Genomic DNA, 11,568 nt, shown 5'->3' on the forward strand with positions numbered 1-11,568 from the left:
GGCCCACCGGGCCCGCGGGGCGCCCCCCCGCGGCCGCCCCCCCGCCCCCCGCTCACGGCACCGGTACCGCCCAAGGGAGCATGATCCAGACGGTTTTGCCGCCGTCGGGGGTGGGGGTCACCGAGAGCCGTCCGCCGGACTCCGCGGCGAGGTGGCGGATGATGACCATGCCGCGCCCGTTGTCCTGCTGGACGGCGGCCGGCAGCCGCTGGGGCCGGCGCGGGTGGCTGTCGGTGACTCCGATCCGCAGGTACTCGGCCCGCTCCAGCAGGACGTCGACCGTGAAGGTCGGCGACAGGCCGAGCGTGTGCAGGACGGCGTTGGTGGCGAGTTCGGAGACGATCAGCCGCACCGCCTCGGCGGCCGGCGCGTCCTCGGGCATCCCCCACTCCGTCAGCAGCGCGCACACGTACCGGCGCGCGGTGGTGACCGAGGCGGGGTTGCTCGGCAGGGTGACGGATGCTTCCTGGAGGTCTGCCATGGCGCTGTCCCTTTCCCGCCGTTCCCCGTGACTCCGTCGTGCGGCCCATCCCGCAGGGAGCCGCGGACGGCTACTTCGCGCCAGAGTGCCACCTATCGTCCCGCTATTGCGGCCGATCCACATCGGTATGCATATATCTGTCGCTCAAAGCGGTGAACTCTGCTACGCGAGAGCCTATTCGGGCGCAGACTGTCGCACTGGTGACGGTCTGAAAATTTCTTTCGGGAGGAGTGGCGCGCGATGCAGCAGATCCCCGCGGTACGACGTCGAAAGCTCGGGGCGGAACTCAGGAGGCAACGCGATCTGGCCGGGATGACGAGCGGTGAAGCGGCCCACAGAGCCGGCTGGCACCAGTCGAAGGTGAGCCGTATCGAGACCGGGCGCAGCAGCGCGCGGCCGGAGGACGTGGCCTGCCTGCTGGACATCTACGGGGTGCGGGACCGCGAACTGCGCGACCTGCTGGCCACTTTGGCCGGTAAGGGCCACCAGCGTGGCTGGTGGCACGACTTCCGGGACGTTCTGCCCGCGGAGTACCGCGACTTCATCAGTCTGGAAACCGGCGCCTGCCGTGCGCGCACCGTGGAGAACAGCGTGGTGCCCGGTCTGCTGCAGACCCCGGCGTACGCCCGCGCACTGACCCGGTCGGTGCTGCCGGAGTTGGACGCGCGGGAGGTCGACGCCCTGGTGGAAGTGCGGATGGCCCGGCAGGCGGTACTGGAGCAGGATCCTCCGCTGGAGCTGCACGCTCTGCTCGACGAGGCGGTGCTGCGGCGCCTCGTCGGCGGCGAGGAGGTCATGGGGGCGCAGTTGCGGCGCCTCGCGGAAGCCGCCGCGCTGCCGCGGATACGGCTGCAGGTTCTGCCCTTCGCGGCGGGTGGCCACATTGGCGTTACCGGATCTTTCGTAATCTTCTCATTTCCGCTCATCGCTGATCTGGACGTAGTTGTTATCGACCATTTGACGAGTAGTCTCTATGTGGATCGACAAGATGATCTCAGGGCCTACAGCGCCGCGTTCGACCGATTGTGCTCCCACGCCCTGACGTACGACGACTCATTGGCGTTCATTTCCGGCATCAGCTCCGGGAACGGCTCCGGGATGGGATCCGGAAACAGCTGAGGCGCGTAAGGAGGCACCATATGTCGGTACTGCCTCGGTACGTTTCTTCCAGTACAGCTCTTTCCGCGACCCGGTGGCAGCGCAGCACCTACAGCACCGCCGCCAACAATTGTGTGGAAACGGCCAGGTTGTCCTGTGGACTGCTGGCCGTGCGCGACTCCAAGAACCCCCGGGGACCGGCGCTGCTGTTCGCGCCGACCACCTGGGACACCTTCGTACGGGCGCTACGCGCGGGTGAGTTCGCCGGACCGATCTGAGTCCCGCGGCGCCGTGCGCACGATCACCTCGACCGCCGCGGCGATCTGCTGATCCGTCAGGTCGCCGCGAGCGGTCAGCCGCAGCCGGGAGATCCCGTCCGGCACCGACGGCGGCCGGAAGCACCCCACCGCCAGGCCCGCGGTCCTGCAGTCCGCCGCCCACTGCAGCGCCTCCCCGGCCGACGGGGCCCGCACCGACACCACGCAGGCGTCGGGACGCGCCGAGCGCAGCCCGGCCGCGGTCAGGGCCTCGTACAGCTGCAGGGCCACCGCACGGGCCCGCTCCGCGCGCTCGGGCTCCGCGCGCAGCAGCCGCAGCGCCCCCAGCGCCGCGCCCGCCGCGGCGGGCGCCAGGCCGGTGTCGAAGATGAAGGTGCGGGCCGCGTTCACCAGGTGCTCGACGACCCGGGCCGGGCCGAGCACCACGCCGCCCTGACTGCCGAGCGACTTCGACAGCGTGGCGGTCACCACCACGTCGGGCGCGCCGGCCAGGCCCGCGGCCCAGGCCGCGCCGCGCCCGCCGTCGCCCAGCACGCCCAGCCCGTGGGCGTCGTCCACCAGCAGGGCCGCGCCGTGCTCGCGGCAGGCGGCGGCCAGCGCGGTGAGCGGCGCCGCGTCGCCGTCGACGGAGAAGACCGAGTCGGAGACGACCACGGCGGCCCCCGCGTGCGCGGCCAGCGCCTTGCGCACCCCTTCGGCGTCGCGGTGCGCCACGATCTCGGTGTCGGCGCGCGACAGCCGGCAGCCGTCGATGAGCGAGGCGTGGTTGGAGCTGTCGGAGACGATGAGCGTGCCGGGCGCGGTCAGCGCGGTGACGGCGGCCAGGTTCGCGGCGTAGCCGGAGGCGAAGACCAGGGCGGCCTCGAACCCGCAGAACGCGGCGAGTTCCGTCTCCAGCCGCGCGTGCAGTTCGGTGGTGCCGGTCACCAGCCGCGAGCCGGTGGAGCCCGCGCCCCACAGCAGGCAGGCGTCGGCCCCGGCCCGGGTCACCCGCGGGTGCCGGGCCAGCCCGAGATAGTCGTTGCCCGCCAGGTCCAGCAGCGCCGACTCGGCCGGCCGCGGTCGCAGGGTGCGGACGAGGCCGCCCTCGCGGCGCCGGGCCGCGTGGGCGTCGATCCAGTCGAACGGGCTGCGGCTCATCGGGGTCCCTGAGGTCGGAGGGGCGGGGCGGGCGGGTGCTGCCGGGGTGGCCGGAGGGGCGGGCGGAGCGGTGCGATCGGGCCTGTCAGCAACGTACTGTCCGGACCGTCCGGACAGGGTGTGGCGATACACACACCTATGGCCACCCCTGTTGTGCGGTCCATCATTGGCTCGCGGCCCCTCCGTGGGCCAGGATCGCCCCTATGGATCTGCTGAACACGCTGGTGGACAAAGGGCTGCGCCGAGAGCTGCCCACCCGGGATGAGGCGCTTGCCGTACTGGCGACCTCCGACGATGACCTGCTCGATGTGGTGACCGCGGCCGGCAAGGTGCGGCGCCAGTGGTTCGGGCGCCGTGTGAAGCTCAATTACCTGGTCAACCTCAAGTCCGGGCTGTGCCCGGAGGACTGCTCGTACTGCTCGCAGCGACTCGGCTCCACGGCCGGGATCCTGAAGTACACCTGGCTCAAGCCGGACGAGGCGGCGGCCGCGGCGACGGCGGGGGTCGCCGGCGGTGCCAAGCGGGTGTGCCTGGTGGCCAGCGGGCGCGGTCCCACCGACCGCGACGTGGACCGGGTCTCCCGGACCATCGAGGCGATCAAGGAGCAGAACGAGGGCGTCGAGGTCTGCGCGTGCCTGGGCCTGCTCTCGGCCGGCCAGGCCGACCGGCTGCGCGAGGCCGGCGCGGACGCCTACAACCACAACCTGAACACCTCCGAGGCGACCTACGGGGGCATCACCACCACGCACACCTACGCGGACCGCGTGGACACCGTGCAGCAGGCCCAGGCGGCCGGGCTGTCGGCGTGCTCCGGGCTGATCGCGGGCATGGGCGAGTCCGACGGCGACCTCGTGGACGTCGTGTTCGCGCTGCGCGAGCTGGACCCCGACTCGGTCCCGGTCAACTTCCTCATCCCGTTCGAGGGCACCCCGCTGGCCGAGGAGTGGAACCTCACCCCGCAGCGCGCCCTGCGCATCCTGGCGATGGTCCGCTTCGTCTGCCCGGACGTGGAGGTCCGCCTCGCCGGCGGCCGCGAGGTGCACCTGCGCTCCCTGCAGCCGCTCGCGCTGCACCTGGTGAACTCGATCTTCCTGGGCGACTACCTGACCAGCGAGGGCCAGGCCGGCCAGGCCGACCTGGACATGATCGCGGACGCGGGCTTCGAGGTGGAGGGAGCGGGCACCGTCACGCTCCCCCAGCACCGCGCGGACGTGGCCGCGGCGGGCGCCGGCTGCGGCTCGCACGCCGAGGCCGGCGGCTGCGGCTCGCACGCGGAGAGCGGCGGCTGCGGTTCACACGCCGACGGGGGCGGCTGCGGTCCCTGCGGCGGCGCCGAGCGGAGCGCGGCCGAGCCCGCGGCGGAGCCCGCCGGCCCGGCGGAGCAGGAGCCGGTCCCGGCCGGTGCCGCCCGCACCGGTCTGGTCGCCGTCCGGCGGCGCGGGGCGGGAACGGACCTGCCGCCCAATGCCTGAGCCCCTCGCCGCGCGGGCGGTTCCCGACGCGCTGACGCCCGACGCGCTGCTGGCCCTGGACCGGCAGCACGTCTGGCATCCGTACGGGCCGATGCCCGGCCGTCAGGAACCGCTGATCGTGGAGTCCGCCGCCGGGGTCCGGCTGCGGCTGGCCGCCCCGGCGGAGGGCAGGACCGAACTGGTCGACGGCATGTCGTCCTGGTGGGCGGCGATCCACGGCTACAACCACCCGGTCCTGAACGAGGCCGCGCGCGGCCAGCTCGACCGCTTCAGCCACGTGATGTTCGGCGGGCTCACCCACGAGCCCGCCGTCCGGCTCGCGGCCCGGCTGGTGGAGATCACCCCGGAGCCGTTGCGCCACGTCTTCCTCACCGACTCCGGCTCGGTGTCGGTCGAGGTGGCGATCAAGATGTGCCTGCAGTACTGGCGTTCGCTGGGCCGGCCGGCCAAGCAGCGGCTGCTGACCTGGCGCGGCGGCTACCACGGGGACACCTGGCAGCCGATGTCGGTGTGCGACCCCGACGGCGGGATGCACGACCTGTGGTCGGGGGCGCTCCCCCGCCAGGTCTTCGCCGACGCGCCGCCGCCCGGGTTCGGCGCCGAGCCCGACCCGCGGTACGCCGCGCACCTGCGCGAGCTGATCGGCCGTCACGCCGACGAGCTCGCGGCGGTGATCGTCGAACCGGTGGTGCAGGGCGCCGGCGGGATGTCCTTCCACTCCCCCGCCTACCTGCGGGTGCTGCGCGAGGCGTGCGACGAGCACGGCGTGCTGCTGGTCTTCGACGAGATCGCCACCGGCTTCGGCCGGACCGGCACCCTCTTCTCCGCGGAGCAGGCCGGGGTCTCCCCGGACGTGATGTGTCTGGGCAAGGCGCTGACCGGCGGCTATCTGACGATGGCGGCGACGCTGTGCACCAGCGCGGTCGCCGACGGCATCTCGCAGGGCGAGGTCCCGGTGCTGGCGCACGGCCCGACGTTCATGGGCAACCCCCTCGCCGCGTCCGTCGCCTGCGCCTCGATCGACCTGCTGCTGTCGCAGGACTGGGCCGGCGAGGTCAAGCGCATCGAGGCCGGGCTGCTCGACGGCCTGGCGCCCGCCGCCGGGTTGCCGGGCGTGCGGGACGTGCGGGTGCTGGGCGCGATCGGCGTCGTCCAGCTCGACCACCAGGTCGACATGGCCGCGGCCACCCGGGCCGCGGTGGGGGCGGGTGTGTGGCTGCGGCCGTTCCGTGATCTGGTGTACACCATGCCGCCCTACGTCACCGGGGACGAGGACGTGGCGCGGATCTGCGCGGCGGTCGTGGCGGCCGTGCGCGCGGGCTGACGAACCGGCGGGCGGCCTCCGGGGGCGGACGGCGCGGAGCGGGTGCGCGCCGTCCGCCCCCCCGGGCCGTCCGGTATCGATACGAGGAGGAAGCGGGCACATGGCGGTACTGGCGGTCACGGGCACGGGCACGGAGATCGGGAAGACGGTGGTGACGGCGGCGGTCGCCGCGGCGGCACTGGCGCAGGGCCTGAGCGTCGCGGTGCTCAAGCCGGCCCAGACGGGCGTGGCGGACGGCGAGCCCGGTGACGCGGCCGAGGTGGCGCGGCTCGCCGGCGGGGTCACCGCGGTCGAACTCGCCCGCTACCCCGAGCCGTTGGCCCCCGCGACCGCGGCCCGGCGGGCGGGCCTGCCCCCGGTGCGCCCGGCGGAGATCGCCGAGGCGGCCGCGAAGCTGTCGGCCGTGCACGACGTGGTGCTGATCGAGGGCGCGGGCGGGCTGCTGGTGCGGTTCGACGAGGAGGGCTCCACGCTGGCCGACGCGGTGAAGCTGCTCGGCGCGGCCGTCCTGGTGGTGGTGCCGGCGGGCCTCGGCACGCTCAACACGGCCACGCTGACGACGGAGGCGCTGGCCGCGCGCGACCTGCGGTGCGCCGGCATGATCATCGGCAGCTGGCCGGCGGAGCCGGACCTGGCGGCCCGCTGCAACCTCGCCGACCTGCCGCAGTCGGCGGGCGTGCCGCTGCTCGGCGCGCTCCCGGCCGGCGCGGGCGCGCTGAGCCCCGAACACTTCCGCGGCGCGGCACCCGGCTGGGTCGCCCCGCAGCTCGGCGGCGTCTGGGACGCCGAGGAGTTCACCCGGACCGTGGGCAGCATCTGACCCCCGCGGCCGGGGCGGGATCCGCGGCCGGGGCCAGGGCCGCGGACGGGGCTAGAGCGTCTCGTCCGCGGGGCCGCCGACGTCCCAGCCGCGCAGCTCCTGCGCTATCCGGCCGACGCCCGCGGAGCCGTCCTTCACCAGCCGGGCCAGGTCGCGGACCTGTTCCGGCGACGTGGTGATCTTGAGCCCGCTGGCGACGAGGTAGGCGTACGCGACCGCCGAGGCGAACATCGCGTTGGACCGCTCCAGGGCGGGGACGTGCACGAGGATCTGCAGCAGTGCGGCGGCGCGGTCGTGCGGGTCCGGGTAGACGGGGGTGCCGAAGATCTCCGCCTGGTGCCGGCTCACCGCCGCGAGCAGCGCGCCCCAGTCGGTGACCTGGGGGTCGCCGGGGGTGTTGTGCTCGGCGACCATGAGCAGCCAGGCCAGGTCGATGCGCAGGCTCAACGGCTGCCTTCGCGCTCCGTGCCGAACTCCTCCGCGAACACCGACTCGTAACTCTTCATGAAGTCGGCGGCGGCTTCGACGAAGGTCCGGCCCCTTTCGCCGGCGTCCTGCTGGACCAGCTCTTCGATGTACCGGTTCACGCTGATGCCCCGGCGCGAAGCCCGGTCCCGGGCCGTCTCGGCGGTGGACTCTTCCACCCGCACGTTCAACTGGGTCTTGGCCATACCTACAAGCTAGCGCCGATCCGCTAGTAGCGGCAAGTGGGCCGACGGGCGGAGCCCGCCGGCCCGCCGGCTACCGCAGCGGCTTGGTCCAGCGCCGCCAGTGCTCCTCGGGGCCGTAGCCGGCCGCCTTCCAGGCGTGGTGCGCCGACTCGTTGCGCTGCAGGACCATCGCGTCCGACCGCCGCCCGCCCAGCGCCGCGAACCGCTCCTCGGTCGCGGCCAGCAGCGCGGCGCCGATCCCCTGCCGCCGGGCAGCGGGGTGCACGGCCAGCCGGTAGACGTGGCACCGCCACCCGTCGAACCCGGCGATCACCGATCCGACGAGCACCCCGTCGCGCTCCGCCAGCAGCAGTGCCTCCGGGTCGCGGGCGATGAGCCGGGCCACGCCCTGCTCGTCGTCACTGATGCTGGCGCCCTCGGCCGCCACCTGCCAGAACCCCAGTACGGCCGGGATGTCCGCGGGGACGGCCGCACGGATGTGGAGATCGCTCACGCCACGCCCAGCCAGCTCTCGGCCCCGAAGGAGCCCTTGATGTCCGAGGCGATGGTCTCGTGGTTCACCAGGAACCCCAGCTCGAAGACGGTGGTCTTCTCCGGCCCCCGGACCCGCATGCGCACCGGGCTGTCGCCCGGGTGGGCGCGCAGGATCCGCTTGAGCTCGTTGATCACCGGCTCGTTGAGCTTGTGCGCCCGCATGAACAGCTGGACGGGAGGCTTGCCGCCGTACTCGGCGGACGAGATGTCCAGCTCCATCAGCTCCTGGCCGGCGATGTTGATCGTGCCGTCCCGGTCGTTGATCCGCCCGGTCACCGCGACGACCGTGTCCGGGATCAGCGCGTGCTGCACGAGCTGGTAGGAGGCGGGGAAGAAGCAGACCTCCATGTTCGCGTCACGGTCGGCGAGGTGCACGATCGCCCACGCGTTGCCCTGCTTGGTCATCCGCCGCTCGACGGTGGTGATCAGCCCCGCGAGCTTCACCACGCCCTGGGTCTGCCCGGAGGCGACCAGGTCGGCGATGGAGGTGTCGCGGTTGCGGGCGAGGATGTGCTCCGCCCCGTCCAGCGGGTGCGCCGAGACGTACAGCCCCAGCATCTCGCGCTCGGTGGACAGCAGCTGCTTGCGCGGCCACTCGTCGTCGCCGATCTTGAAGTCCAGGCCGAAGCCGCCGCCCGCCTCGTCCCCGCTGTCGAGGGCGCCGAAGAGGTCGTCCTGCCCGTACGCCTCGGCCTTCTTGACCGGGATGATCGCGTCGATGGCGTCCTCGTGGACCGCGGACAGGCCCTTGCGGGTGTGTCCGAGCGAGTCGAAGGCGCCGGCCTTGATCAGCGACTCCACGGCCCGCTTGTTGAGCGTGGCGATCTCCGCCTTGTCCAGGAAGTCGCTGAACGCCGTGTACTTGCCCTTGGACTTGCGGGAGGCGACCAGTGACTCGATGACGTTCGTGCCCACGTTGCGCACGGACTTCAGCCCGAACCGGACGTCGTCGCCGACGGCGGTGAAGTCGGCGGTCGACTCGTTCACGTCCGGGGGCAGCACCCGCACGCCCATCTTGCGGGCGTCGGCCAGGTAGATGGCGGCCTTGTCCTTGTCGTCGTCCACCGAGGTGAGCAGCGCCGCCATGTACTCGGCGGGATAGTTCGCCTTGAGGTAGGCGGTCCAGTACGAGACGAGTCCGTAGCCGGCGGTGTGCGACTTGTTGAAGGCGTAGCCGGAGAACGGGAGCATGACGTCCCACAGCGCCTTGATGGACTCCTCGCTGTAGCCGTTGGCCTGCATGCCGCCGTGGAACTTCTCCCACTCGGCCGCCAGCACCTCGGGCTTCTTCTTGCCCATCGCGCGGCGCAGCAGGTCGGCGCCGCCGAGGCTGTAGCCGGCCAGCTCCCGGGCGATGGCCATGATCTGCTCCTGGTACACGAGCAGGTGGAACGTGGTGCCCAGGATCGGTTCGAGCGCCTCGCGCAGCTCGGGGTGGATCGGCTCGATCTCCTGGCGGCCGTTCTTGCGGTGCGCGTAGTTGGTGTGCGCGTTGGCGGCCATCGGGCCCGGCCGGTACAGGGCGAGGACGGCGGCGATGTCCTCGAACCGGGTGGGCTCCATCAGTTTCAGCAGGGCGCGCATGGCGCCGCCGTCGAGCTGGAAGACGCCCAGGGTGTCGCCGCGCGCCAGCAGTTCGTAGGTGGTCTTGTCGTCCAGGGGGATGGTCTCGGACTTGATGTCCACCCCCCGGTTCTCCTTCACGATCTTCAGGGCGTGATGGATGATGCCCAGGTTGCGAAGCCCCAGGAAGTCCATCTTGACCAGCCCCATGTTCTCGCAACTGGGGTAGTCGAAGCCGGTGATGATCACGCCGTCCTTGTCCCGGCGGTGCATCGGGATCAGGTCCAGCAGGGGCGTCTTGGAGAGGATGACCGCCGCCGCGTGCACACCGGTGCCGCGGACCAGGCCCTCGATGCCCTTCGCGGTGTCGATGACGCGCTTGACGTCCGGCTCGTTCTCGTACATCTGCCGGATCTCGCCCGCCTCGCCGTAGCGGGGGTGCGAGGGGTCGAACATGCCGGAGAGCGGGACGCCCTTGCCCATCACGTCGGCGGGCATCGCCTTGGTGATGCGGTCGCCCATCGCGAAGGGGTAGCCCAGGACCCGGGAGGAGTCCTTGACCGCGGCCTTGGCCTTGATGGTGCCGAACGTGTTGACCTGGGCGGTGTACTCCTCCCCGTACTTCTCGGTGACGTAGCGCACCATGCGGTCGCGCTGGCGGTCGTCGAAGTCGAGGTCGACGTCGGGCGGGTTGATGCGCTCGGGGTTGAGGAACCGCTCGAACAGCAGGCCGTGCTCCAGCGGGCACAGCTCGGTGATGCGGGTGGCGTAGGCGACGATGGAGCCGGTCGCGGAGCCACGGCCGGGGCCGACGGGCACGTCGTTGTCCCGGGCGTACTTGCAGATGTCGGCGACGACGAGGAAGTAGCTGGAGAACCCCATCGGACCGATGATCTTCATCTCGGTCTCGAAGCGCTCCATGACCGCGTCCGGGATGGGGTCGCCGTACCGCATCGCCAGCCCGCGCATGCACTCCTTGCGCAGCCACGACTCCTGGTCCTCGCCCTCGGGGACGGAGAACTGCGGCATCTGGTTGACCTCGGCGAAGACCTCGTCGTAGTCCTGGATGCGCTCGGCGATCAGCAGCGTGTTGTCGCACGCCTCGGGGAGCTCGGAGAACAGCTCCCGCATCTCGGCCGCGGTCTTGATGTAGTAGCCGGTCCCGTTGAACCGGAAGCGGCCCGGGTCGTCCTTGTTCTTGCCGACGCCGACGCACAGCAGCGTGTCGTGCGAGTCGGCCTCGCTCTCGTGCACGTAGTGCGAGTCGTTCGTCGCCAGCAGCGGGATGTTCAGCTGCTTGGCGATCTTGAGCAGGTCCTCGCGGACGTTGCGCTCGAGGTCGAGCCCGTGGTCCATCAGCTCCAGGAAGTAGTTCTCCCGTCCGAACATGTCCTGGAAGTCGGAGGCCGCCTGCAGGGCGGCGTCGAACTGGCCGAGCCGGATACGGGTCTGGATCTCGCCCGAGGGGCAGCCCGTGGTCGCGATGATCCCCGCGGCGTGCTGGGAGATCAGTTCGCGGTCCATGCGGGGCTTGCCGTAGAAGCCCTCGAAGCTCGCGAGCGAGGAGAGCCGGAAGAGGTTCCGCAGCCCCTGCGCGTGCTCGGCCCACATCGTCATGTGGGTGAAGCGGCCGCCGCCGCTGACGTCCTTGCTGCCCTCGCCGTCGTCCGAGACGGCCCGCTGCCCGCCGGGGCCCCAGAACTCCGGCTTCCGGTTGCGCCGCGAGGACGGCGCCACGTAGGCCTCGATGCCGATGATCGGCTTGACCGGGCCCTTCTTCGCCACCTGGAAGAACTCGTACGCGCCGAACATGTTGCCGTGGTCCGACATGGCCACGGCCGGCATCCCCTCCTCCTCGATCTTCTTGAAGAGGATGGGCAGCTTCTGCGCGCCGTCGAGGAGCGAGAACTGGGTGTGATTGTGCAGGTGGACAAAGCTGTCGGACACCGGGCAGGCACCTCCGGGGCGGGTCGCGGGAAGCCTCCACCCTATCCCTCGGCACCCCCTCCGGAAGCCTCTCCACAGCCCTTCCGCCATGATCGAAAACGGGGCCGAACAGTGACCTGGGGCGATCACGGAGCGAGTTCGCGCGACACCGCCGGGTGGCCCGCGCGTGGCGCCGCCGGCGACCCGCCGGGCGCGGCGGAGGCCCCGCGCCACGCCGCTCCTTTGCCTTTCCTTTACTAT

11 protein-coding genes are annotated in these 11,568 nt (G+C 71.8%); 5 read left to right on the forward strand and 6 right to left on the reverse strand.

The window, feature by feature from the left end:
- Positions 1-52: 52 nt before the first annotated feature.
- On the reverse strand, positions 53-481 hold the full coding sequence (locus ABZ721_RS21885) for an ATP-binding protein (protein ID WP_358790324.1): 429 nt from the start codon (positions 479-481) through the stop codon (positions 53-55).
- Positions 482-721: 240 nt separating this feature from the next.
- Between ABZ721_RS21885 and ABZ721_RS21890 the strand changes: the two genes are divergently transcribed.
- Both ABZ721_RS21890 and ABZ721_RS21895 read left to right on the forward strand, forming a co-directional pair.
- Positions 722-1,600 (forward strand): helix-turn-helix transcriptional regulator, encoded by an 879-nt coding sequence (locus ABZ721_RS21890; RefSeq protein ID WP_358790325.1) that lies wholly within the window; start codon positions 722-724, stop codon positions 1,598-1,600.
- A 20-nt stretch (positions 1,601-1,620) separates the two neighbouring features.
- Complete coding sequence (locus tag ABZ721_RS21895; protein ID WP_358790326.1) at positions 1,621-1,857, forward strand: DUF397 domain-containing protein; 237 nt, start codon at positions 1,621-1,623, stop codon at positions 1,855-1,857.
- On the opposite strand, the gene ABZ721_RS21900 is transcribed toward ABZ721_RS21895, so the two are convergent.
- Complete coding sequence (locus ABZ721_RS21900; protein ID WP_358790327.1) at positions 1,825-2,997, reverse strand: 8-amino-7-oxononanoate synthase; 1,173 nt, start codon at positions 2,995-2,997, stop codon at positions 1,825-1,827. The two genes, ABZ721_RS21895 and ABZ721_RS21900, sit on opposite strands and share 33 nt — an antisense overlap.
- Positions 2,998-3,200: 203 nt before the next feature.
- Between ABZ721_RS21900 and bioB the strand changes: the two genes are divergently transcribed.
- The 3 genes from bioB (at position 3,201) to bioD (ending at position 6,613) form a co-directional block, all read left to right on the forward strand.
- A complete protein-coding gene (bioB, locus tag ABZ721_RS21905; RefSeq protein WP_358790328.1) occupies positions 3,201-4,469 on the forward strand; it encodes a biotin synthase BioB in 1,269 nt (422 codons plus the stop codon).
- Positions 4,462-5,793 carry an adenosylmethionine--8-amino-7-oxononanoate transaminase gene (locus tag ABZ721_RS21910; RefSeq protein WP_358790329.1) on the forward strand — a complete coding sequence of 444 codons (1,332 nt, stop codon included), beginning with the start codon at positions 4,462-4,464 and terminating at the stop codon, positions 5,791-5,793. The genes bioB and ABZ721_RS21910 overlap by 8 nt, the downstream gene beginning before the upstream one ends.
- 100 nt (positions 5,794-5,893) lie before the next feature.
- The gene (bioD, locus tag ABZ721_RS21915) at positions 5,894-6,613 is read left to right on the forward strand and encodes a dethiobiotin synthase (RefSeq protein ID WP_358790330.1); all 720 of its coding nucleotides are present in this window, start codon (positions 5,894-5,896) and stop codon (positions 6,611-6,613) included.
- Positions 6,614-6,664: 51 nt separating this feature from the next.
- Here bioD and ABZ721_RS21920 read toward each other — a convergent pair whose 3' ends face one another.
- From ABZ721_RS21920 to dnaE, 4 genes are all read right to left on the reverse strand, one after another.
- Positions 6,665-7,060 carry a fic family toxin-antitoxin system, toxin component gene (locus ABZ721_RS21920; RefSeq protein WP_358790331.1) on the reverse strand — a complete coding sequence of 132 codons (396 nt, stop codon included), beginning with the start codon at positions 7,058-7,060 and terminating at the stop codon, positions 6,665-6,667.
- Positions 7,057-7,284 (reverse strand): antitoxin, encoded by a 228-nt coding sequence (locus ABZ721_RS21925; protein ID WP_138354499.1) that lies wholly within the window; start codon positions 7,282-7,284, stop codon positions 7,057-7,059. The genes ABZ721_RS21920 and ABZ721_RS21925 overlap by 4 nt, the downstream gene beginning before the upstream one ends.
- 70 nt (positions 7,285-7,354) lie before the next feature.
- Positions 7,355-7,777: a GNAT family N-acetyltransferase gene (locus tag ABZ721_RS21930; protein ID WP_358790332.1), complete on the reverse strand. Its 423-nt coding sequence runs from the start codon at positions 7,775-7,777 to the stop codon at positions 7,355-7,357.
- Entirely contained in the window at positions 7,774-11,328 is a 3,555-nt protein-coding gene (gene dnaE, locus ABZ721_RS21935; RefSeq protein WP_358790333.1) for a DNA polymerase III subunit alpha, read from the reverse strand. Before dnaE ends, ABZ721_RS21930 begins: the two co-directional genes overlap by 4 nt.
- Positions 11,329-11,568 lie beyond the last annotated feature (240 nt).

Origin of the sequence: Streptomyces sp. NPDC006733 (assembly GCF_040636125.1) — a bacterium.
Taxonomy (GTDB): domain Bacteria; phylum Actinomycetota; class Actinomycetes; order Streptomycetales; family Streptomycetaceae; genus Actinacidiphila.